The sequence below is a fragment of the Anaerozeibacter quisquiliarum genome (assembly GCF_051162045.1).
GTDB classification, from domain to species: domain Bacteria; phylum Bacillota; class Clostridia; order Christensenellales; family Aristaeellaceae; genus Anaerozeibacter; species Anaerozeibacter quisquiliarum.
Window position 1 is genome coordinate 35,749 of record NZ_JBISDI010000003.1, and the last position, 21,957, is coordinate 57,705.

17 protein-coding genes and 1 pseudogene are annotated in these 21,957 nt (G+C 56.3%); 3 read left to right on the forward strand and 15 right to left on the reverse strand.

Features of this window, described 5'->3' with window-relative positions; genetic code table 11:
• Nucleotide 1: 1 nt before the first annotated feature.
• The 8 genes and pseudogenes from ACH6CV_RS01895 to kdpA all read right to left on the reverse strand — a co-directional run bounded on the left by ACH6CV_RS01895 (nucleotide 2) and on the right by kdpA (nucleotide 10,800).
• Nucleotides 2-1,111 (reverse strand): RtcB family protein, encoded by a 1,110-nt coding sequence (locus ACH6CV_RS01895; RefSeq protein WP_456356459.1) that lies wholly within the window; start codon nucleotides 1,109-1,111, stop codon nucleotides 2-4.
• Between the two features lie 13 nt (nucleotides 1,112-1,124).
• Complete coding sequence (locus ACH6CV_RS01900; RefSeq protein WP_456356460.1) at nucleotides 1,125-2,084, reverse strand: hypothetical protein; 960 nt, start codon at nucleotides 2,082-2,084, stop codon at nucleotides 1,125-1,127.
• Between the two features lie 117 nt (nucleotides 2,085-2,201).
• Nucleotides 2,202-2,885, reverse strand: a pseudogene (locus ACH6CV_RS01905) (IS256 family transposase); the annotation flags it as partial.
• Nucleotides 2,886-3,018: 133 nt separating this feature from the next.
• Nucleotides 3,019-3,723 carry a response regulator gene (locus ACH6CV_RS01910; RefSeq protein WP_456356461.1) on the reverse strand — a complete coding sequence of 235 codons (705 nt, stop codon included), beginning with the start codon at nucleotides 3,721-3,723 and terminating at the stop codon, nucleotides 3,019-3,021.
• A 14-nt stretch (nucleotides 3,724-3,737) separates the two neighbouring features.
• Entirely contained in the window at nucleotides 3,738-6,422 is a 2,685-nt protein-coding gene (locus ACH6CV_RS01915) for a DUF4118 domain-containing protein (protein ID WP_456356462.1), read from the reverse strand.
• Between the two features lie 45 nt (nucleotides 6,423-6,467).
• Nucleotides 6,468-7,028, reverse strand: a complete 561-nt coding sequence (gene kdpC, locus ACH6CV_RS01920) for a K(+)-transporting ATPase subunit C (RefSeq protein WP_456356463.1) — start codon at nucleotides 7,026-7,028, stop codon at nucleotides 6,468-6,470.
• Between the two features lie 12 nt (nucleotides 7,029-7,040).
• Entirely contained in the window at nucleotides 7,041-9,098 is a 2,058-nt protein-coding gene (kdpB, locus tag ACH6CV_RS01925) for a potassium-transporting ATPase subunit KdpB (RefSeq protein ID WP_456356464.1), read from the reverse strand.
• 16 nt (nucleotides 9,099-9,114) lie between these two features.
• Nucleotides 9,115-10,800, reverse strand: a complete 1,686-nt coding sequence (gene kdpA, locus ACH6CV_RS01930) for a potassium-transporting ATPase subunit KdpA (protein WP_456356465.1) — start codon at nucleotides 10,798-10,800, stop codon at nucleotides 9,115-9,117.
• Nucleotides 10,801-11,722: 922 nt separating this feature from the next.
• Between kdpA and ACH6CV_RS01935 the strand changes: the two genes are divergently transcribed.
• The gene (locus ACH6CV_RS01935) at nucleotides 11,723-11,989 is read left to right on the forward strand and encodes a hypothetical protein (protein ID WP_456356466.1); all 267 of its coding nucleotides are present in this window, start codon (nucleotides 11,723-11,725) and stop codon (nucleotides 11,987-11,989) included.
• A gap of 459 nt (nucleotides 11,990-12,448) precedes the next feature.
• On the opposite strand, the gene ACH6CV_RS01940 is transcribed toward ACH6CV_RS01935, so the two are convergent.
• The 7 genes from ACH6CV_RS01940 to ACH6CV_RS01970 form a co-directional block, all read right to left on the reverse strand.
• A complete protein-coding gene (locus tag ACH6CV_RS01940) occupies nucleotides 12,449-13,408 on the reverse strand; it encodes a D-2-hydroxyacid dehydrogenase (protein WP_456356467.1) in 960 nt (319 codons plus the stop codon).
• 97 nt (nucleotides 13,409-13,505) lie between these two features.
• Nucleotides 13,506-14,321: an HpcH/HpaI aldolase family protein gene (locus ACH6CV_RS01945; protein WP_456356468.1), complete on the reverse strand. Its 816-nt coding sequence runs from the start codon at nucleotides 14,319-14,321 to the stop codon at nucleotides 13,506-13,508.
• A gap of 59 nt (nucleotides 14,322-14,380) precedes the next feature.
• The gene (locus ACH6CV_RS01950; RefSeq protein WP_456356469.1) at nucleotides 14,381-15,349 is read right to left on the reverse strand and encodes a phosphoglycerate dehydrogenase; all 969 of its coding nucleotides are present in this window, start codon (nucleotides 15,347-15,349) and stop codon (nucleotides 14,381-14,383) included.
• Between the two features lie 27 nt (nucleotides 15,350-15,376).
• On the reverse strand, nucleotides 15,377-16,213 hold the full coding sequence (locus ACH6CV_RS01955; RefSeq protein ID WP_456356470.1) for a carbohydrate ABC transporter permease: 837 nt from the start codon (nucleotides 16,211-16,213) through the stop codon (nucleotides 15,377-15,379).
• On the reverse strand, nucleotides 16,213-17,100 hold the full coding sequence (locus ACH6CV_RS01960) for a carbohydrate ABC transporter permease (protein ID WP_456356471.1): 888 nt from the start codon (nucleotides 17,098-17,100) through the stop codon (nucleotides 16,213-16,215). Before ACH6CV_RS01960 ends, ACH6CV_RS01955 begins: the two co-directional genes overlap by 1 nt.
• Before the next feature lie 147 nt (nucleotides 17,101-17,247).
• Nucleotides 17,248-18,546, reverse strand: a complete 1,299-nt coding sequence (locus ACH6CV_RS01965) for an ABC transporter substrate-binding protein (RefSeq protein ID WP_456356472.1) — start codon at nucleotides 18,544-18,546, stop codon at nucleotides 17,248-17,250.
• A gap of 116 nt (nucleotides 18,547-18,662) precedes the next feature.
• On the reverse strand, nucleotides 18,663-19,571 hold the full coding sequence (locus ACH6CV_RS01970) for a dihydrodipicolinate synthase family protein (protein ID WP_456356473.1): 909 nt from the start codon (nucleotides 19,569-19,571) through the stop codon (nucleotides 18,663-18,665).
• A 285-nt stretch (nucleotides 19,572-19,856) separates the two neighbouring features.
• Between ACH6CV_RS01970 and ACH6CV_RS01975 the strand changes: the two genes are divergently transcribed.
• Both ACH6CV_RS01975 and ACH6CV_RS01980 read left to right on the forward strand, forming a co-directional pair.
• The gene (locus tag ACH6CV_RS01975; protein WP_456356474.1) at nucleotides 19,857-20,744 is read left to right on the forward strand and encodes a LysR family transcriptional regulator; all 888 of its coding nucleotides are present in this window, start codon (nucleotides 19,857-19,859) and stop codon (nucleotides 20,742-20,744) included.
• A 124-nt stretch (nucleotides 20,745-20,868) separates the two neighbouring features.
• Nucleotides 20,869-21,939 carry an Ldh family oxidoreductase gene (locus ACH6CV_RS01980; protein WP_456356475.1) on the forward strand — a complete coding sequence of 357 codons (1,071 nt, stop codon included), beginning with the start codon at nucleotides 20,869-20,871 and terminating at the stop codon, nucleotides 21,937-21,939.
• The last annotated feature ends 18 nt before the right edge of the window (nucleotides 21,940-21,957 follow it).

Consider the following 21,957-nt stretch of genomic DNA (forward strand, 5'->3'; position numbering starts at 1 on the left):
ATCAGTCTTGTCCCGCCTTGAAGTTGTACAGCGGTTTGATTGCCCGGACAATTTCCGCTGTGTCGCCGATATTGCGGATGATTTCCTCCATCGGCTTGTACGCGAACGGCGATTCGTCGAGGGTGGAGCGGTTCACGGTGGTGGAGTAGATACCCTTCATCGCCTTTTCAAATTGCGAGAGCGTGACCTGTTCCTTCGCGGCGAAGCGGCTCATCAAGCGGCCTGCGCCGTGCGGGGCGGAGCAGTTCCAGTCGGCGTTGCTGCGACCTGTGCAGATCAGACTGCCGTCGCGCATGTTCATGGGGATCAGCACCCTTTCGCCCGCCTGTGCGGAGATCGCGCCCTTGCGCAGGATCATGGTGTCGAGGTCGATGTAGTTGTGTACGGTTGTGAACTGTTCGGCGATCTTAAGTTTCACGCGCTTCTCAAGTTCGTGCGCGATGGCCCTGCGGTTCAGGTCGGCGTAGCGCTGCACGATGGCCATGTCGTGCAGGTAGTCGGCGAGCGGCTCTCCCTCAAGATACGCCAGCACCCGGTCTGCGCCCTTACTTGTGCGGTTCAAGTTGTCGGCGGCCATGTTCTGATAATGGTCGCACACCTGCTTGCCGAGGTTTCGGCTGCCGGAGTGGATGACGAGGTATAGCCGCCCCTCATCGTCTTTATCCAATTCAATAAAGTGGTTGCCGCCGCCGAGCGTACCGATGGAGCGCGCCGCCCGGTCGAGATCGACATGCTTGGCACAACGCAAAGCGCTCAGGTCGATCTCATCATTGTAATGATGGGGCGTTTCCCGAACATCAAAGCCCGCCGGGATGTACGCGTGAATCGCCTTGTCGAGTTGGGCAAGCTCCAAGCGCTTGTCCTTGAGCAGCACGGTCTCCATGCCGCAACCGATGTCCACGCCGACGAGGTTGGGCACAACCTTATCCGTGATCGTCATGGTCGTGCCGATTGTGCAACCCATCCCGGCGTGAACATCCGGCATGATGCGTACCTTGCTGCCCGCCATGAACGACTGACTCAGCAGATGCTCAATCTGCGTGATCGCACTCAGCTCGGCGGTGTCGGTGAAGATCTTGGCAGTTCCGAATTGGCCTTGAAATTCGATCATTGGGGTTCCTTTCTTATGGATTTGGCAAAGAGTCAATGGTTATTTCCATGCATATGTCATGCGTATTTACAGTGCCATCAAACATGATTCTATCGTGCTCGTACTCACGCAATGCCGTCAGGGCTCGCTGGAGGGCAGGGTGTTCCTTTCCCTTTTCGACCAGTGTATGAGCGCATACTGCTGCAGGGCGGCGGTTTAGAATCTCTTGGTATCCTCTAATCCCCAATTCTTGGTTTATGGTGAATGCTTCGCCGCCAAACCTGCCATTGCAGAACACATCATAGGCATAATTGGCATAAAAGAACATTTCGGATATGATGCCGAGTTTCTTGTTGCCGCCTGCCTTGAGTTCAATCAAATGGAAAGCATCACCATCAATCCCCCATAAGTCAATCGCAGATTTGCCGCCTGTGAAGATGTTGTTGTTTGATTTGACGTCGCTCTTAAACAATCCGACAGGCAATTGTCGATGCAGATCAACCTCCGGCAAGAAAGAGACGCCCATTTCCTCTAACACTTTCTCCACTTGTGCTTCCAGCTTGTTTGAATCACCCTCGTCATTTTTTGAATTCGGGACATTGTTGATGGTTCTTTCATCTTTCAAGAGTTTCTTCAAATCGTCTGCCTTTTTCTTGATTGGCTCGCTCAATTTGAACCAACCAAAGCCCTCGGAAAACCGAAGCGCTCGGTAAAGAAAGCGGCCATAGTGTTTGTGTGGAAGTTGATCGATGTCCTTAAGATGAACCCCTTCCTGCACATCAAGCAAGACCTCCCTCTGGGTTTTTTCGTGAAACAGCAGCACCCAAGTCTCAAACGCCGCTTCGTCCTCCTGCATATTGGCGTTCTTCTTGTTTGCACAACCAACCGCTCTTTCGCTCAGTTTGATCACAATCCGCTTGCCGTCTTGCTCGCAGTGGATATGTTCCGGGAACTTGGGGACATCAATCGACTTTGCAACTTCTTTGCTGGTCATAAGAAACACACTCCTCTATAATTTGTGATTAACAAAATTATACCACAAACACCCATGACGCGCAATGGATTTTTTAACAATTCACCCCACCGCCACATCATCAATATACGCCGTCGCATCGTTCAGCACCGTCAGCCAGAACTTCGCGCTCTCGTTCTCCCCGATGTACATGCCCAACACGTCTCGGTGCCCTCTCATGTCGAGGCCCAGGACGAGGTATACCGCCTTTTCACGATCTGACCTTCTACGAACGTGGAAGTGCACCGCATCCATATAAACCACCGCATAGATTTCCTCAAGCGGCCGCGCCTGTCATTCCTTCACCACGGGGAGAATCTTGTCCGTGATCCGGCTGATCGTCGTGTCCGATACCGAAAGACCGTAGATCTCCCGGATGTGCGCTTCGATATCCCCGGTCGTCATTCCCTTGGCGTACATCGACAGGATGGCCTCTTCGATGTCGCCGCTGAGCGTGGTCTGTTGCTTCTTGATCAGCCCCGGCTCGAACTCGCCATTCCTGCCCCGCGGAACCTGGATTTCCACGTCTCCGTAGCTCGTTTTGAGCCTCTTCTCACTGTGCCCGTTTCGGCTGTTATCCGTATCTTTGTTCCGATAATCGTACCTCGAGTAGCCTAGCTGCTCGTTCAGTTCGCCTTCCAGTCCCTGATCCACGAGTCCGCCGATCATCTCCCGAAACAGTTCCCGGATATCCTCCACGGATTGGATCCCCGCTCCCGCCATGAGCGTGCCGAGCTGCTTGCGCAACTCCGCTCGTTCCGGCGTCATTCTCCGCTTCCCCATGCGCCTAACCTCCATGCCGGTTTATTCTACCACAGCTTGGAGGTTTACTCAAAATTCGGGACGGTCTCTCAATGGCTTCAATCGTCGCGCAGTATCCCTTTTTGACATGCCGTCCGCTTTCCTCGCAGTCCTCTCAGGGCAATTCCTCCACCATTCGGTATCCCACGCCCATTTCTGTCAAAATGTATTTGGGCTCACCGGGGTTCACTTCTATTTTTCTTCGGATATTGGCCATGTTGACGCGCAGCGTATGGCTGTCGCCCGAATACAGGCCCCATATCTCCCGCATGATATAGTCATGCGTAAGCACTTTCCCCGCGTTTTTTGCAAGCAGCGCCATGATTTTGTATTCGACGGGCGTCAGGTGTATCTTTTCTCCTGAAAGAGAAACCGTCCGCTTTTCATAATCGATTTCAAGCTCGCCAATGGTGATTCTCTCCTCGCCGCTGGGGGCGGCGCCTATGCTTTGTGGGCTGTGCCGAATCGCCGTACGGATTCTGGCCAACAGTTCCGGGGTCCCGAAGGGCTTGACGACATAATCGTCCGCACCCAGATCGAGAGCCTCCACCTTTTCGCGTTCGTGTCCGCGTGCCGATACGATCACGACGGGGATATTCGACCATGACCGTATCCGCTTGAGAACCTCCACGCCGTCCAGATCCGGCAAGCCCAGATCCAGCAAAATGACATCGGGCACGTAAGAAGCAGCCATGGAAAGCCCCTCTTTTCCCGTGACCGCTCTCATCGTCCGGTAGCCATTTGAGTCAAGGACCGCCAGGATAAAGTTGCAGATAGCCGCCTCATCCTCCACGACCAGAACCACGGGTTTTACATCCATGATCATCGCTCCTTTTAGACCAAGGGCAGGGTGAGGCGGAATACCGCACCACCCTCTTTCCTGTTTTCAGCCTCCATTTGACCGTTGTGCGCCTTGACGATCGTCATGCAAATGGATAGGCCGATGCCCATTCCCCTGGAGGAATCCGGGCTTTTGACTCCGTTGGGCACATAGCTCGTAAACAGATAGGGGAAATCCTCATCCGCGATCCCTTTCCCATGATCCAAAACCTCAAACTGAGCTGAATCGCCTCTTTTCTTTAGATGCACTTCGACGGGCGCCGTACTTGGAGAGTACTTGATGGCGTTTTCCAAGAGATTGATCAGCACCTGCGCAATCAGGGTCGCGTCCATAGGAACCTCCAGAAGCTCCTCTGGTACGCGAACATTGACAGCACGCTGTGGAAACCGCTTTTTGATACGACTGACCGCTTCCGCAACCACTTCCTCTGCCGCTTCCGGATGTTTCGTCACCTTTGACGCAGTTTCATTGATTCTGGTCACCGATAGAAGATTCTCCACCATGCGAATCAGCCACTGGGCTTCCTCCTGGATGTCGGCGTTCAGCTTTTCCCGGATGCTTTCGTCAAGTGATTTGCCGTTTTCACGGATGGCGGAGCTGGCACCGAGAATGCCGGCAAGCGGCGTGCGCAGGTCGTGGGCGATCGCGCGCAGGAGATTGCTGCGCATCTTTTCCTTCTCCGCCTCGACGATGATGCCGCGCTGCTCATCCGAGAGATTTTGACGCTCCAGCGCCATGGCCACTTGCGAGGCAATCATGCGCAAAAACAGGCGGGCGCTGTGATCCAGCGTGCCATTTACACAGGATACCCCCAAAACCGCCAGCGTGCGCCCCTGCGAAATGACAGGCATGTAAAACGCCACTGCGCCCATCAACGTATCAGTTCCCGCGCCCGCGTATTTTTGATTGACAAATACCCAATGGGCGACCGCCTTTTCGTCGGCGGAGTTCAAAACAGTGGAATCGGCATCCTGCGCGGCCTGCAGAGCGCGGCCATCCGAACCCTGTTCGGGGTCCGTGGTGAAAAAGACGACTGACCGGTCAAACAGATTGACAAGGTATTCGTTTGTCAGGGCGACAATATTGTCGAGCCCGCGCGTGGCGAGCAGTTTTTTGCTGATTTCATACAAAACCTCGGTACGGTGTTCCCTTTGCACCGCCAGCTTCGCCTGTGTTTTAACCCGCACCGTCAGCGTGCTTGTGATCAGTGCGGCGAATAACATGATGACGAAGGTGATCGGGTAGCCTGCCCGGATGGCGTTAAAGGTAAAATAGGGCTCTGTAAAAAAGAAATTGAAAATCAGCACGCTGATCACGGAGGCGGCGACACCGTACGCGTATCCCTGAGTGATCCTCGAGATAATCAAAACGGAGAGAATGAAGGCCATAATGATATTTTGATCCCCGATGTCCAGCCTGCGCAGCGCAAAGGAGAGCAGCGTAGCAACCGTCAGAAGACCAAGCGTCTTGGCCGCGTCCACCCAGGAAAAACTAAAATCCAGATTGCGAACCGTCTGACGAGGCCTTCTGTAGCCGGCCCGCGCCGCGCCGCCGGGTATGATATGCACTTCGATGTTGGGCAAAAGGGAGATCAGCCTGTCCTCAAAAGCCATCTCAAACAGGCCCCTGATCGTCTTTTTGTTTCTGCTTTTGCCGACCACAATGTTGGTGATTCCGGAGAGCTTCGCATACTCAGATACGGTAGCGACAATATCGTACCCGGTCAAAGTGACGACTTCCGCACCAAGTTTTGTAGCCAAGTCTATGTTTATGCGGATTGTCTTCTGCTGCTCCTCGCTGAGGCGTTCGCTTTCAACGCTTTCGATATACAATGCTGTCCAGTGCGCGTGGAAAGCCTCTGCCGCCCGTGCCGCCCATCGGATGCATCTTGTGGACGAGGGGGAAGGGCTGATGCAGACAAGCAGCTTCGTATTCGCCATTTTATCCAATACGCGCCGCTCGCTCTGGTTTTCATTGCTAACCCTGTCCGCCGCCTTGCGCAGAGCAACCTCGCGCAGCAGTTGAAGGTTCTCCCGCGTAAAGAAATTGCGCATGGCCGTTTGGGCTTGCTCGGGGCGGTATACCTTTCCTCCTTCAAAGCGCCTGAGCAGCTCGTCAGGTTCGATATCGATCAGCTTGATTTTTTCCGCGCGGTCAAAGACGTAGTCCGGCACCGTCTCCTGAACCCTGATCTTTGTGATGTTCTCGACTACATCGTTGAGACTTTCCATGTGCTGAACATTGACGGTCGTATACACGTCGATCCCGGCGCTGAGCAGTTCCTCAATGTCCTGATACCGCTTTCGATTGCGCACGCCTTCCGCGTTCGTATGGGCCAGTTCATCCACAAGGATCAGATCCGGCTTGCGCCTGAGCGCTTCGTCCAGATCGAACTCCCGCAACTCGATGTTCCTGTACAGGATCTTCCTGGGCGGCAATGCCGGCAAGCCCGTAAGCAGTTGCATGGTTTCCGGGCGGGTATGCGGTTCGATATAGCCGACCAGGACATTTACGCCGCATCCGTATCGCTCCCGCGCCTCGTCAAGCATGGCGTAGGTCTTTCCGACACCCGCCGCATATCCAAAGAAGATCTTCAGCCGTCCCGGCCGCATGTCCTGATGCGCCTGGATATCCTCCAGTATGGCGTCGGGATCAGGCCGCCCGTCCATTCCATTCATTCCGCTTCACCGCCCTTCTATCGAATATCATACCACGTTTGCCCGCTACAGTAAGCCATCCAGCGCCAAATTCACCTTGAGGATGTTGACGGCAGGCTCGCCCCAGAAGCCGAGGAACCGTCCTGTAGTACACCTTTCAATGATTGCCCGCACGGCATCCTCGCTCATGTTCCGCTCACGCGCGATGCGCGCCACCTGATAGGCCGCGGCCTCGGGTGAGATATGGGGGTCGACGCCGCTTCCGGACGCGGTGACCAGATTCATCGGGATATCCGTGTCATTGTCTGGATCAATAGAATGCAGCCATTGGATGCGATTTTGGACGAGTGTTTTCTGCGCCTCGCCTACGGGCGACAGATTGGTCGTACCCATCGGACGCCCGATGAGGTATTCCGGCCTGGTGAACTCCTGCGCAATGAGCGCGGAGCCATAGGCTTTTTCCGTTCCATCTTCCATTTTCACCGTGATAATGCTGCCGTTTGCCTTGTGCCCAAATGCTCCCTGTGCGATTCCAGTCACAATGCCGGGGTAGATCACGCCGCACAGAACGGTCATGATCGCAAGGAGGATAAGCGCAGGCCTCAGCGTTTTGATCATATTCTTCACAAGTCATCCTCCTTAGGCGATGCCGCACGCGGTTAGCAGCATGTCGATCAGTTTGATGGCGGCAAAGGGCGCCGCGATACCACCCAAGCCGTAGATCATCATGTTCCGCTTGAGCAGTTTCCCGGCCGGCAGCTCCCGGTATTTCACACCCTTGAGCGCCAGCGGAATGAGCGCTACAATGATCAGTGCGTTGTAGAGGATCGCCGAGAGGATCGCGGTGGTGGAACTGGTCAGTCTCATAAAGTTCAAGGCGGTCAATTGCGGGTAGATCCCAAAGAACAATACTGGTATGATTGCGAAATACTTCGCCACGTCGTTCGCCACGCTGAAGGTGGTCAGCGCGCCGCGCGTCATCAGAAGCTGCTTGCCGATACGCACGATGTCTATGAGCTTGGTGGGGCTGGAATCCAAGTCCACCATGTTGCCCGCTTCCTTTGCCGCCTGAGTGCCGGTGTTCATGGCGACGGCTACATCGGCCTGCGCCAATGCCGGCGCATCGTTGGTGCCGTCTCCCGTCATGGCCACCAGATGTCCTTTGGCCTGGTACTCGCGAATAAGCCTGAGCTTCGCCTCGGGCGTCGCTTCCGCCAGAAAATCGTCCACCCCTGCCTCCGCGGCAATCGCGGCCGCGGTCATGGGGTTGTCGCCGGTAATCATGATGGTCTTAATGCCCATCTTGCGCAGATCTCCGAAGCGCTCCTTCACACCGTTTTTGACAATATCCTTGAGATGCACCACACCCAGCACTTGACCGTTTTTTGCGACTACGAGAGGCGTACCGCCGGAACCCGCCACGCGCCGCACGATCTGCTCACACTCCTCCGGATATTGGCCATCCCGCTCGAGTACGAATGCTTTGACCGCCTCGGCGGCGCCCTTGCGAATCTCGTTTCCCTTATAGTCGATGCCGCTCATCCTCGTCTTGGCCGTGAATTCCACAAAGGTGGCGTTCAGCCCGGAAAGCTCCCTGCCACGTATACCAAATTTTTCCTTTGCCAGCACCACGATGCTTCTTCCCTCGGCCGTTTCATCGGCGAGCGAGGAGAGCTGGGCCGCGTCCGCCAGATCGCGCTCCGGCACACCGCCGACCGGTAGGAACTCGCTTGCCTGCCGGTTGCCCAAGGTGATGGTACCGGTCTTGTCCAGAAGCAGCACGTCCGTGTCTCCGGCGGCCTCAATGGCGCGCCCGCTCATCGCCAGCACGTTGGCTTGGTTTAGCCGGCTCATGCCCGCGATGCCGATGGACGAGAGCAGCGCGCCAATGGTGGTCGGGGCAAGGCAGACCAGAAGCGCAATAGCATTGGTGACGGAAATGGCGGAGCCGGCTCCGGCCTGGGCGCTTGCAAAAGCCGAGTAAGGCAGCAGGGTGGCCGTGACCACGAGGAAGATGATGGTGAGGGTCACAAGCAAAATCTGCAGCGCGATCTCATTGGGTGTCTTCTTCCTGAACGCGCCCTCCACCATAGAGATCATCTTGTCGAGAAAGCTCTCGCCTGCCTCCGCCGTCACGCGGATGACCAGCCAGTCGGATACCAAAGTGGTTCCCCCGGTCACGGCGCTGCGGTCTCCGCCTGATTCGCGGATAACGGGCGCGGATTCACCGGTGATCGCGCTTTCGTCCACAGAAGCCGCACCCTCGATTACCTCGCCATCCATGGGAATCTGTTCCCCGGATTTGACATAGACGATATCGCCTTTTTTCAAGTCGGCGGACAGAACCTCGGTGAATTCGTCCACATTCGCCTCGGACTTGAGCTTCCTGGCCTTAACGTCCTTTCGCGCCTTGCGAAGGGTGTCGGCCTGCGCGCGCCCACGGCCCTCGGCAATCGCCTCCGCAAAGTTGGCAAACAACACGGTAAACCATAGGATCAGGGAAATGGCGAGAATATAGCCGCGGCTTTCATCTCTGATCCCGGCAAAGGACAGGAAATAGAGGATGGTCGTCAAAATTGCCCCGATATAGGCCACCAACATGACGGGGTTTTTCACCTGCACGCGGGGCGCGAGCTTTGCGAAGGACTGCTTCAGCGAGTCCACAAGCATGCCTTTGTTGATGCTTTTCTTTTCCATAAATACACACCCTTTTCTATCGTGCGGAGAAATAATCGGCAATCGGACCAAGCGCCAGCGCCGGCAAAAAGCTCAGCGCAGCGACAATGAGAATAATCCCGATCAATAGCCCGACAAACATGGCGTTGCTGGTGGACAATGTTCCCTCGCTGACAGCTACCGTCTTCTTTTGCGCCATGTTCCCCGCCAGGAAGATGGCTGCCGCCATTGGGACAAAGCGAACCAGCAGCATAATGATCCCGCCCGTTACGTTGGTAAAGACCGTATTCGCGTTGAATCCGGCAAACGCACTGCCGTTGTTGTTGGCCATGGAGGAAAAGCCGTACAGGATCTCAGAAAACCCATGAGCGCCGGGATTGGTCAGCCACGCCGCCGCCTCCGGCATCACGACGGCGGCAGCAGTGCCGATCAGCGTAAGCAGCGGAGGCATCAGCACGATCAGGCATACCATCCTCATATCGTAGGGCTCGACCTTTTTCCCCAGGTATTCCGGCGTACGGCCCACCATCAGCCCGGCAATAAAAACGGTCAGAAGCACAAAGGCCAGCATTCCGTACAATCCGCTCCCCACGCCGCCAAACACAATTTCACCCAACTGCATCAGGAACATGGGGATCATACCGCCCAGCGGAGTGAAACTGTCGTGCATCGCATTGACGGAACCGTTGGATGCCGCGGTGGTCGCCGTGGCCCACAGGGCGGATGTACCCACGCCATGGATTACCTCTTTGCCCTCCATGCTGCCGGATGACGCCACACCCGCAAAGTCCGGTGCGGTGAATACCTCGCTCACCGTTACGGCCGCGAGAGAAGCCACAAACAGGATCAGCATGGCGATATAGATCGCTCTTCCCTGTTTGCGATCCTTGACCGCCTTCCCGAATGCCACGCAAAGCGCAGCCGGAATCAGCAGGATGGACAAAAGCTGGATCAGGTTGGACAGTGGCATGGGATTTTCAAGCGGAAAGGATGAATTCACGCCGAAAAATCCGCCGCCGTTTGTGCCGAGCTGTTTTATCGCGATCTGGCTGGCCGCGGGACCCAGCGGTATGCTCTGAACGGCGCCGCTCTCCAGAGCCACAACATGCTTATAGGGTGCAAGCGTCTGCACCACGCCCTGGGACACCAGCACAACCGCGACGATCAGGGAGAGCGGGATTAAAATGTACAGCGTCGCCCTCGTCAGATCCACCCAGAAATTTCCGAGGCCATTCTCCTTTTTGAGCACAAAGCCCCGGATCAGCACAAACAAAACGGCGATCCCAGTTGCCGCGGACACGAAGTTCTGGACGGTAAGCCCCAGCGTCTGTGTCAGATACGAGAGTGTGGACTCGCCCGAGTATGCCTGCCAGTTCGTGTTGGAAACGAAGCTTGCGGCCGTGTTAAAGGCCAGATGCCAGCTTGGCCTCTCTATTCTCTCAGGGTTCAATGGCAATATGCCTTGCAGCATTTGAAGCATCCACAGGAAGATGAGGCAAACAGCACTGAACACAATGACCGACAACGTGTATTTCCTCGCGCCCATTTTCTCCTCGCTCCGGATGCCCATGACCTTATAAACTCCCTTTTCGATCGGGGCGAGTGCCGCAGACAGAAGCACTCTTTCTCCGGCCATTACCTTGTGTATATAGACGCCCAGTGGAATGGACAAGCCGATCAACAGCACAAGATAGAATATGTCCTGCCATACATAAAGGCTCATAGATTCTCCCCCCGAAACAAGACGTAAAACAGATAGGCCAGTAGGGCGAGGCCGCTCAGGCCTGAAACCGCCAATACAACTCCCATGGTCTCAACTCCTCAATAACGCCCGGATAACACGACTCGGAATGGGTTCTCCAATATGACGAATATCTCACGTAAGCCTCTCATCCCTTTGCCGTTTTGCCTTCGTTTCGTCGCGAGTGACCCGTACAGAGCATTGAACACTGTAACAGCTTGCTCACTCAGCGTGTGGATTGATCCGCCACTGAATGATGCACAAAGCGAATAGGATAATGACGATCGCCCAAATGACAATTCCGATCCAATCCAAGACCAGCCCCCTAACAAACTTCTGCTCCATCGGAATGCACCAATCGCCGGACTGATAACCGCGCTTCCGGTAATTGAGATTATGTCAGAATGAAGATCAAGGAGGCGTCAATCTAATGAGCCCAAGCGTCAAGAAAGCGTCCAGATATCGCCTGGATATTCATCGCGCCAGCATAGTCCGCCTCCCGCTCATCGATCTGCGTGTCAATCTCCCGCTCCAGCATCGTTTGGATCGCCTCCCCGAGCAGATCCTTCAGCGCCTCCTGCAGGTCCGCCGTCGCCCTTACGTCGTACGGTCTTAATCAGCTCTGGCAAAAGGGCTTTCTTCTCACCCGGGATCGCATGCTTGCTTTTCCGTGGCATATTTACGCCTCCTGTGTATTATTCTTCCACGGAAGGCATCCTCTTTCACAGCAAATTTTGAACAGGCTCGAAGCCTCGGTAAAACCCCTTATGCTACTATCCTGAATCGGTATCTTCCGTTAGTTAAGAGCGTTAGTTGCACAACTTACGTGCGAACATCGGCGCCGCTTGCTTTAATACGTCGTTTCCATCCGCGGCCGCTGATTCTCTTTCCGGAGCCGGTCGCGTTGATCCGCTTCGCCCATTTGTCAAACGCGGACGCGGTCAGATCGTATTCCTGGATGATCTCGCTTTGGGGTTTGCCGTGGTTCAAGCGCCGGGGCGTTCGCATCGAGTGCGTGCAGACCGACAACGGCTTTGAGTTCACCAACCGTTTCTCCCCTTCAAAGCGCGCATCCCCAACACTCTTTGAAGAAACCGCCGCTGCCCTCGGCATTCGCCACAAGCTGATCCGGCCCCTGCACGCCCAGGCACAACGGCTGGGTCGAGCGTAGCCACAGAGAGAACCAAAAGCGTTTCTACGGCGCACACCGCTTCTTCTCCCGCCCAGACTTTTATCAGCAGCTCGCGGCTCGTCGATCCCGCTCCAACAATCTCCCGATGCGCCCCCTTTCGTGGCGTCCCCCGAATGACTTCCTCGCTGCCTTTTCGGTCCGACATGTTTGACAATCCTACAAAAACGGGATTTCGGTGGACCTGGTGGGGTGCTTTCGGGCTGTTTTGGCGGGTTGGGATGGTTTTCGGGCGTGATTGGGTGAGCAGTATTGATCATCCTAGATAAGATAAATGGGGGAATTTGGCGGAAAAATAAGTGATACCAAGCGAGAGTGCTTACAATGAGTGATGTCAGCGGATGCCAGGGGAATAATTAGACTCTTGTATAACAAAAAGGACTCAGTCATTTTACCTTAGACTGAGTTCCTTGCCCGGTATCAAGTTGACTTGGGACTCTATCAGGAGTTGACGACGTTGGTAGGCTCGCCCTTTAGGAACGCGGCCAGATTGCCCACTGCGATGTCCATCAGCCGCTTGCGGCTCTCCCTGGGCGCCCAGCTGATGTGCGGGGTGATCAGGCAGTTGGGCGTGTGAAGCAGCGGGTTGTCGGCGCGGATGGGCTCGACGGAGACCACATCCAGCCCCACCGCGTAGACCTTTCCGCTTTCGAGCGCGTCCGCCAGGTCCTGCTCCACGATGAGAGGCCCGCGGCTGTTGTTGATGAGGATGACGCCCGGCTTCATCTTCTCGATGGTCTCTTTGCGGATGATGCCCTGCGTCTCCGGCGTGAGTACGCAGTGAAGCGAGATCACGTCGGCCTCAGAGAGCAGTTCGTCCAGCGAAACGTATTCGGCGATCTCCGCCCCGGCGGGGCTGGGGACCTTGTCCACGGCGATCACCCGCATGCCCAGGGCTTTCGCGACACGGCCCGTGCTTTGACCGATCCGGCCAAAGCCGATGACGCCCATAGTCTTGCCGGAAAGCTCAATGAGGGGGTAGTCCCAGAAGCAGAAATCCTTGCTCTCCGTCCAGCGCCCGGCGCGCACCGCGTCGGCGTGGTGCGCCACGTGGTGGCAGATTTCGAGCAGCAGCGCGATGGCGTACTGGCCTACGGCGTCGGTTCCATAGGTCGGCACGTTGGCGACGGGGATGTTCCGGGCCTTGGCGGCCGCCGTGTCCACCACGTTGTAGCCGGTGGCCAGCACGCCGATGAAGCGGATGCCGGGGCAGGAACTGAGCACTTCTTCCGTCAGGAGCGTCTTGTTGGTGTAGACGATCTCCGCGTTCCCGATGCGCTCCTCTACGAGTTCCGGCGGCGTGCGGTCGTACACAGTCAGTTCGCCCAAGGCTTTCAGGCCGTCCCAGCTCAAGTCCCCGGGATTCAGCGTATATCCGTCCAGCACAACGATTTTTGGCATTCCGTTTCGCCCCTTTCTCAAAGACGGCTTAAGGGCGCCGCCGTGTATCCACATTGATTGTACTGCGGCGCCCTTGCCGCTTCAGCGCATATTGGTATTACTCCGGCTGGCGAGATTCCAGGGATATCGCATCGGCCACCGAACGCATTTTTGCGCCTTCGTTTGTCCAGAACTGCCGCAGCACCGCGAACTGATCGCCCAGGCAGAAGTGCCGGACGCCCAGGTCGATATAGTACTGTGCGGCATCGACGGTGGGTATTTCGCAGCGTGGCTGGACGCCATGTTTCAGTGCGACCTCGATCATGCGTCGTTCGGCGGCTTTCGCCTCCGGGACATGATCCGCGAAATCGACACCCATGCTCATCGAGTAGTCCGATGGCCCAAACTGTACCATATCCACGCCAGGAACGGAGCAGATCTCCTCGATGTTCTCCATCGCCTCGGCTTTTTCAATCATGAAACACAGCACGACTTCGTTGAGCCGTTTTGCATGCTCCAGTTGGGACATATGACTCTGCGTACCGATAAAGCGGCGGTTGGGGAAGCCGAACATGCCGCCCAATTCGGGGGTTTCGGGCTTTAGCATCTTCACGGACTCGGCCACCTGTTCCGTGTTTCGGCAGTCGGTGAAAAGAATCGCTTGAAAGCCCGCCGCGACGGCCTTCTGGGCAACATAGCCGCGGTTCAGGAAGTCCACCTTGATCATCGACCCCATGTCGTGCAGTTCCGCCGCCCGGGCCAGGTTTTCCAGATCGGCTTGTGTGAACGGCGCGTACTCGGCGATGAACTCGGCATAGTCGAAATGCCCGATTGCTCCCAGTGCCTCCATATAAAACGGCCAAGTGCTCCACAGACGTGTCGCGGTGGAGGGAAGATTTTGATTCAACAGGCGCCGCAGTTTGTTCTCCTTCATGTCACCCTTCCTCTCATCCTGAAGGGCGCCCCTCCAAAATGGAGGGGCGCTTGATGCCGTCACGGATTGAGCCAATTGGCTGGTTCTTTGCCGCTCATGACGTCGATGATGACTTGTGCGTCAAAGTAGCTGACGGCGTCGAAGGTCTCCTTGGTGTCGCCCGCCTGGTGGGGGGTGATCACGATGTTGTCCAGCGCAAAGAGTGGATTGTTCCGATCGGTGGGTTCGACCTCAAAAACATCGAGACCCGCTCCGGCAATCCAACCTTCCTTAAGCGCCCGATAAAGCGCGCTTTGGCTGACCACCGGACCCCGCGCCACGTTGACCAGGATCGCGTCCTTCTTCATTTTGCGGAAGACCGACTCGTTGAAAAGTCCGGTCGTCTCCTTCGTGCCAGGTACGTGTAGCGAAATAATATCGCACTGGCTGACGATGGTGTCGAAGTCGGTCGGCGTGACGTGGAGCCGTTCGGCGGCTTCTTTGTTGGGGGCCATGTCGTAGGCCAGGATATCCTTGACACCGAAGCCGGACAACAATTTTGCCACATTCTGCGCAATGGCGCCGAAGCCGATCAGTCCGTACACTTTGTTGTGGATGGTACGGCCCGCGTTTCGCATCCAACCGCCCTCACGGGTGGTCTTATCCAGATTGATCAGGTTGCGGTATACCGCGAGCGCTTGAAGGATGGTCATTTCGGCGACCGAGTCACTGTTCATGCCCCGGGCGTTGCACACCTTGACGCCGTGCCGCTTGGCCGCTTCGAGGTCGATGGACTCAACGCCGATGCCAAAGCGAGCCAGCACCTTGAGCTTGGGGCACGCTTTGATGAGCTCCTCAGTCCACGCATCGCAGCCGACGATCGCGGCACAGATATCGCCGCCCACCGCCTTGATTTCATCCGGCGTCATGACGAGCTCACCCTGATAGGTGAGGACTTCAAAGCCGTTGTCTTCCAGCAGCGCCTTGGCCCGCTTGCAGTGCGTCTCAAACAGTGATTTCGGAATGGTGTTTAGTACCTTATGTTTCATCGTGATACGCTCCTGTCCCTTGTTGGTTTATCCCTTGACCGCCCCTGCGGTCAGGCCCGCGATGATGTAGCGCTGGAGGAAGAACGAGATGACGATGATCGGCAGTGTGATGACGACCGACGACGCCATGATGCCACCCCAGTCCACATTGGAATAAGAGATGAACTGGTAGATCGCCAGCGGCAACGTCAGCGTCTTTGTGGAGCTCAGAATCAGCGCGAACATGAAGTTGTTCCAAGAGAAGATGAACGCCAGGATGCCACAGGTCAGGATGCCGGGCGACGCCAGCGGCAGCAAGATGCGCGAAAACGCACCAAACTTCGAGCAGCCGTCAACCCAAGCCGACTGTTCCAGTTCCTTGGGCAACGTTTCAAAGTACGGGATCATGATCCAGATGATCAGCGGCAGCGAGACGATCAGGTGGCACAGGATCAGCGCAGTGTAGGTACCGGTCAGGTGCAGCTTTGAGAACATCGTGTACCACGGTACCAGGAATGAGATCGCCGGGATGATGCGGATCATCAGGATGATGCCGGAGAAGAAGTGCATTTTCTCGCGCGCGATCGAATAGGAGGCCGGAAGGCCCATGACAAGCGCGATGATGGTCGACACGAAGCTGATGATAAAGCTGTTCAGGATCGGCGCTACGAAGTTGTACTTCACAAAGACGTTGTAGAAATTCTTGAGCGTTGGCGTGAAGCTGAACATTCTCTTGACGTTGAGGATCTGCGCATTGGTCTTGAAGGACGCCAGCAGCATCCAGACCAAAGGGAACAACACCGCTACAAGGATGACGGTCACCAGCGCGTAAAACAGGATTCGGTTTTGAAGTCTCCTCGTGCGCGAACGGGCAAAGGCGTTCATTAGATATCCACCTCCGTCCGGCTCTTGATCTTGATGGTCAGCGCCGCGATCATCATGACGATCAGGAAGAAGACGATCAGCGTCGAGGACGCTTCCCCAAATTCCATGAATTCAAACGCCTGTCGGTAGGCGAGGATGTTCATCGTCTCGGTGGAGAAACCAGGGCCGCCCTGCGTCATGGAATAAAGGATGTCAAATGTCTTGAGTACGTCGATCAGCCTTAACAGCGCCGCCGTGTAGATCGTGGGGCGCAGGAGTGGCAGCGTGATTTTGGTTGTCGTCTGGAACGGCGTCGCGCCATCCACCAGCGCCGATTCGTAGGATTCTGTCGGGATCGCGGACAAGCCAGCCAGCACGATCAGCATGACCATCGGCGTCCACTGCCAGATGTCCACCGCGACCAGCGCGTACAGCGCGTTGGCCGTGGAGCCCAGCCAGTCGATCTTCGGACCGCCAAGACCGCGGATGATGTAGTTCAGGATGCCGATGGACGGCTCGAAGATCAGCTTCCAAACCATACCGATCGCAACCGGTGTCGCGACCATCGGCAGCAGGAACGCGGTCTTGGTCAGGTTTTTGCCCTTGAAATTACGGTTTAGGAACAGTGCGATCAGAATGCCCAGGGACAACTCAAAAAACAGCGCGATTATTGCGAAGATAAAAGTGCGCCATGCGGCCATTGGGAAGCGGCTGGACGTGAACATCTCGGTATAATTGCCAAGGCCGATATACTCCCATGGAATGTTGGCCGACATGCGCCAGGAATGGAAGCTGAGGATCAGTGTATAAATAATAGGGAACAGCACCATCAAAAGCACAAAGATGATGGTGGGCACGGTGAACAGGTACTTCAGGTTCCTGTCCGCCCAACTTCCGGCTTTTTGCATGTTGCTTCGCCTCCATTTCATCAGCGTAGAGCCCTTGCGGTGCTCGGTTCGCCCCGAGGCCACTGTACGGGCGACCTTTCTTATCTAAAAAGCGCGCGCAACGTTTGCCGTTAAGCAAGCGCTGCGCGGCGTACCGGGGTGGAATGGTTACTTCTTCTCGGAATCCAGCAGTGCCTGGAACTCGGCGTTCTTCTCGTTGGCGAGGGCGGCGATGTCTGCGTTGCCCTCGATGGCGGCGACGATCACCTGGCCGATGATGTCGCGAGCCTTGGCGACGTTGATCATGTACGGGCGGTCCGTGGAGACGGCCACCTTGGCGGCGTCGTCGGTCACTGTCTGGAGTTCGGTCGGCCAGGTGCTGTAGCTCTCGGCCCAGCAGGAAGCGCGGGCACCGGAGCCGCCCTTCTTCTGCACTTCGATCTGCATCTCGGGGCTGGCCACCCAGTTTGCAAAGGTGTACGCAGCTTCCTTGTTGGCGGAGCCGGAGCTGACGCCGACCGCCCACGCGGTGATCAGGAAGTCGCCGTGGGTACCCTTCGGGCCGACGGGGATCTGGAAGTAGCCGATTTCATCCAGCGTGATCAGCGAGTTGTCCGGATCCCAGCTGCCGATGTTGGTGTTGGCGTCTAGGCGCATCGCGGCCTTGCCCTGGGTGAACAGGTTCCAGGTGTCGGTCCAGCCCATGTTCAGCACGCCGTCCGGGCCGTAGTCGCGCAGCAGCTTTCCGTAGAACTCGAACGCTTCGATGGCTTCGGGCGTATTGATGGCGGCATTGCCTTCCGCGTCGAAGAAGTCGGCGCCGAACGCGCGCAGGAAGGTTGAGAACTGGGTGACCGCCGGGTTGCCTGCGCCGCGGCACGCGAAGCCGTAGATGTCGTTGTCGGGGTCGTCCAGCTTGGCGGCCGCGTCATACATCTCCTGCATCGTGGTGGGGATCTCGATGCCCTTTTCCGCGAAGAGGGTCTTGTTGTAGAATACGACCGCGCTTTCGACCATCAGCGGGAAGCCGACGATATCGCCGGTGGCGGGGTTTTTGCTAAGGCCCAGCGAGGCGGGGTAGTAGTCGTCAATCTTGGCCGCTTCGGGATTGGCGTCGATGTAGGGCTGCAGGTTCTCGAGCCAGCCGTTTTGTACGAACAGAAGCGTCTCGTCCAGCGGGCGGAACATGAAGGCGTCGATGTCGCTTCCGCCTGCCGCGAAGCTGACCGCCAGCTTGTTGGAAGCCTGCTCGTTGCTGAACTGCTGAAAGTTGATCTTGATGCCGTACTTCTCATACAGTTCGTCCTGATGCGCCAGGATAACTTCGGAAATAACGTTGTTGACACCGACGACGTTGAGCGTCACGTCGAACTTCTTGGCTTCCTCCGCCATCGCGGGCGCCGCAAGCAGCGTAACCATCAAAAGCATCGTCAGCAACATGGACAACATGGATTTGCCGATTTTCATTGAAGTACACCTCCATATTAATCGATTCTGCCATCAATACCATCATATCATGTTCCGCTTTCGTCAACAATTCGATGTTATCATCGGTCGATTCACAAATGGAATGCTTGCGCGCGCTACGCCTCGGATACTTCCGTGTAGCCCAGTCGGTCAATTGCTTCGAAATACTCGGCACGCTCTTTGTCTGTGAGGGTGCGCAGTGGGCTGCGGACGGCCGCACACCGGATAACGCCGCGGCGCTTGAGGCCTTCCTTATATCGCGCGATGTTGTTGGGTCCGCTGATGACGTCGATCAGCCGGTTGGTCTTGCGCTGGAGATCCTTCGCCAGGCCGTGGTTACCCGCCATGAAGGCGTTGTAGATGGCGACGAAATACTCTGGAATAACGTTGGAATTTCCGGAAATCGTCCCGTCGCCGCCGGTGGCCAGCGTGGGATAGAACAGGTCGTCCGGACCGGCAAGCACGGAGAAGCGGCCACCATTGATATTCATAAACTTCATCAGGCGCGGCATATCCGGGTAGCTGTACTTGATGCCCACCACATTCTCCGCGCCGTCAGCGATGCGCTGCGCGAGCGCCGGCGTGATGTCGTTGACGGCGAGCTGCGGAATGCCGTAGAGGTAGATCGGGAAATCGGGTGAAACGCTCTTGGCGACGCACACGAAGTGCTCGATCAGCTCGTCCGCGTCCAGCTTGAAGTAATAGGGTGTCACAACGCCGACGCCATCCGCGCCGCACGCCTGGGCATGCTGCGTCAGTTCGATGGTCTCGGCGGTGGACATCGCGCCGACCATGGAGAATACGTTCACGCGGCCCGCAGCCGTTTTCACGCACACCTCGAGGATCTTCTTACGCTCATCCGTTGAAAGATAGCCCATTTCTCCGGTGGAGCCGTTGGGGTACAAGCCGTGGACGCCCTTTTGGATCAGGAATTCGCAAAGGCTGACGAGGCTTTCGTAGTCGATCCGCTGATCCGCGGTCATGGGCGCGCAGATCGGCGTGTTGACACCGACCATCTTCTTCATAAATCCACCCTCCTCTGTTTGCCGCGGCACTGGCGGCAAGTCCATCATACGGTACGGTCCTTTCACTGTCAACCAATCTAGGCGTTGATGGAAGTCAAAAACGGAATCAACCGATACCGAAACGGAAACATTCAATTGAATTTGAAGGAAACTATGATATAATCCCTGTATGAGAGGATGAGGGACGACGTAACTTGATTCAAATTTGGAGAATATGGGGATTCTCAAGAAAACCCGTCCGGGAAGAAGAAGATCCTGACGGAACGGAAAGGATGCGGTCCGCCAATGGATATGTTTCAGATCCGCTACTTCATATCTGCCGCCACCATCGGGAATTTTTCGGCTGCGGCAATTGAAAACAACATCTCCCAGTCATCGTTTTCAAAGCAGATCATGGCGCTGGAAAACGAGTTGGGCGTCGAGCTGTTTTCCAGAAAACGCCGAAACATCACCTTGACGCCGGCCGGCGCGTGTTTCCTCGATCACGCGTATTCCATTTTAAGCGCTTTCAATAAAATGCAATCCGATATCGCAAAATTCATTGAGGACAAAAACGACGTCATCAACATCGTGGCCATTCCGGTGATGCCGCAATACCACCTGACCGACGCGATCTCCGAATTCCGCTCGATGCATCCGAAGATCGGCTTTAATTTGATTGAAACCGAGAGCGAGTTGGTCCTGGCAAACCTCCGAAGGATGGAAAGCGATTTCGCGATCATGCGCACCGATTATCTGGATCCGGCGGTTTTCAACATCACGCCGCTGGTGGTCGACCACTTGATCGCGCTCGTCTCCGAAAAACACCCGATCGCAAGACGCGACCGCGTTTCACTGACCGAGCTTAAAAACGAGCGGTTCCTGTTGCCCACAACCCAGTCTGACCTGCACAGAATCTGCGTCAACGCATGCGCCAAGGCCGGTTTTGCGCCCAATATTGTCTACGCCGTCAGCGGGAAACCAGAGATTACCTTCGGCTTCGTCCGCAAGGGCGACGCGATCTCGCTGGCGATGGAGAAGGTGATGAACCACTACGAGATGCCCGGCTGCAGGATCATACAGCTGGAAGAGGACATCCCGAGTACAACCGCGCTCGTCTGGCTGAAATCCACCACGCTCAACCCGGCCTGCCGCGTGTTTGAAAACTACCTTTCAATCAGAAAAAGGATCTGACCGGTTAAACGCTTATTAGAATCCTTCCATGCGCAATTGGAATCGATGCCCGCGCGTCAGCCCTTGACAGCCCGGCCGCCAAGGGCTTATCGTAGTATACGGGACATATTTTGTGCGGGGTGTTATGATGAGTATCAGAGTGTCCGAGGCACAGTCGCGAGACTATCTTTCCCGCTTGTTTCAGCACATGGGAAGTTCCGCGGCGCAATCGGAGATCGTTGCCGATCATCTGACGCTGGCGGAAATGCGAGGACTCGCGTCCCACGGACTATCGAGGATCCCGTTCTATACTCGAAAGCTGCGCGCAGGAGGATATAACGCGCAGCCGAACTTCACGGTATTGCGGGAGACGCCCTCCACGGCGCTATTGGACGCGGACAACGCCATTGGCCTCGTCTCCGGCACTTTTGCCATGCAATTGTGCATTGAAAAGGCGCGCAATACAGGCTGCGCCAGCGTGTCGGTCACACACGCCAACCACATCGGCTACCTGGCCTATTATACGATGATGGCCGCAAAAGAAAACATGATCGGGCTGACTGTGTGCAACGCGGGCGCGTGTACTGCGGTGTGGGGCACGAACCAGCGCGTATTGGGAACCGACCCGGTCAGCATCGCGATACCGGCAATGCAAAACCCGCCGGTGGTTTTCGACGCCGCGACCAGCATCGTCGCGCAGGGGAAGGTGGCGGTGGCTAAAATCGAGGGCAAGCCCATCCCCGACACCTGGGCTTTCGGGCCTGACGGGCAACCGACGGCTGTCGCTTCCGAAGCATTGGAGGGTGCCATGCGGCCCTTCGGCGACTACAAGGGCTCCGGGCTTGCGATCATGATTTGCCTGATCGCCGCGGGACTGGGCGGCGTGGCGTTCGACATGGAGGAGGAGAATCTCAGGAGAATCCGCGAGGATGCGCTTGGCTCGGATCTTGCAGATTTCTTCACGGTGATTGACCCGTCCGCCTTTACGGACGTTTCGACGTTCCGCGCCCGGGTTGACTCCTTTATCAGCCTTGTCAAGGCGTTCCGTCCCGCTCAGGGCTTTGACGAGATCCTGATGCCCGGGGAAATCGAGTGGCGCAGATATGAGAAGGCTCGCGTCAATGGATTTGAGATCGGGGAGAACCTCTATCAGGCGCTTACGGAAACCAACCGCAGTCTGGGCTTCGAGTACGATACCAGCGCTTGGGCGCACTAAAAAACGGGAGGACGTTGC

Excerpts from the sequence above, each read along its gene's own strand:
- ACH6CV_RS01945 (WP_456356468.1), bottom strand. The coding sequence starts at position 14,321 with ATGAAGGAGAACAAACTGCGGCGCCTGTTGAATCAAAATCTTCCCTCC.
- ACH6CV_RS01955 (WP_456356470.1), bottom strand. The coding sequence starts at position 16,213 with ATGAACGCCTTTGCCCGTTCGCGCACGAGGAGACTTCAAAACCGAATC.
- ACH6CV_RS01965 (WP_456356472.1), bottom strand. The coding sequence starts at position 18,546 with ATGAAAATCGGCAAATCCATGTTGTCCATGTTGCTGACGATGCTTTTG.
- ACH6CV_RS01975 (WP_456356474.1), top strand. The coding sequence starts at position 19,857 with ATGGATATGTTTCAGATCCGCTACTTCATATCTGCCGCCACCATCGGG.
- ACH6CV_RS01900 (WP_456356460.1), bottom strand. The coding sequence starts at position 2,084 with ATGACCAGCAAAGAAGTTGCAAAGTCGATTGATGTCCCCAAGTTCCCG.
- ACH6CV_RS01895 (WP_456356459.1), bottom strand. The coding sequence starts at position 1,111 with ATGATCGAATTTCAAGGCCAATTCGGAACTGCCAAGATCTTCACCGAC.
- kdpB (WP_456356464.1), bottom strand. The coding sequence starts at position 9,098 with ATGGAAAAGAAAAGCATCAACAAAGGCATGCTTGTGGACTCGCTGAAG.
- ACH6CV_RS01960 (WP_456356471.1), bottom strand. The coding sequence starts at position 17,100 with ATGCAAAAAGCCGGAAGTTGGGCGGACAGGAACCTGAAGTACCTGTTC.
- ACH6CV_RS01940 (WP_456356467.1), bottom strand. The coding sequence starts at position 13,408 with ATGCCAAAAATCGTTGTGCTGGACGGATATACGCTGAATCCCGGGGAC.
- ACH6CV_RS01910 (WP_456356461.1), bottom strand. The coding sequence starts at position 3,723 with ATGGATGTAAAACCCGTGGTTCTGGTCGTGGAGGATGAGGCGGCTATC.
- ACH6CV_RS01980 (WP_456356475.1), top strand. The coding sequence starts at position 20,869 with ATGATGAGTATCAGAGTGTCCGAGGCACAGTCGCGAGACTATCTTTCC.
- kdpA (WP_456356465.1), bottom strand. The coding sequence starts at position 10,800 with ATGAGCCTTTATGTATGGCAGGACATATTCTATCTTGTGCTGTTGATC.
- ACH6CV_RS01970 (WP_456356473.1), bottom strand. The coding sequence starts at position 19,571 with ATGAAGAAGATGGTCGGTGTCAACACGCCGATCTGCGCGCCCATGACC.
- ACH6CV_RS01915 (WP_456356462.1), bottom strand. The coding sequence starts at position 6,422 with ATGAATGGAATGGACGGGCGGCCTGATCCCGACGCCATACTGGAGGAT.
- ACH6CV_RS01950 (WP_456356469.1), bottom strand. The coding sequence starts at position 15,349 with ATGAAACATAAGGTACTAAACACCATTCCGAAATCACTGTTTGAGACG.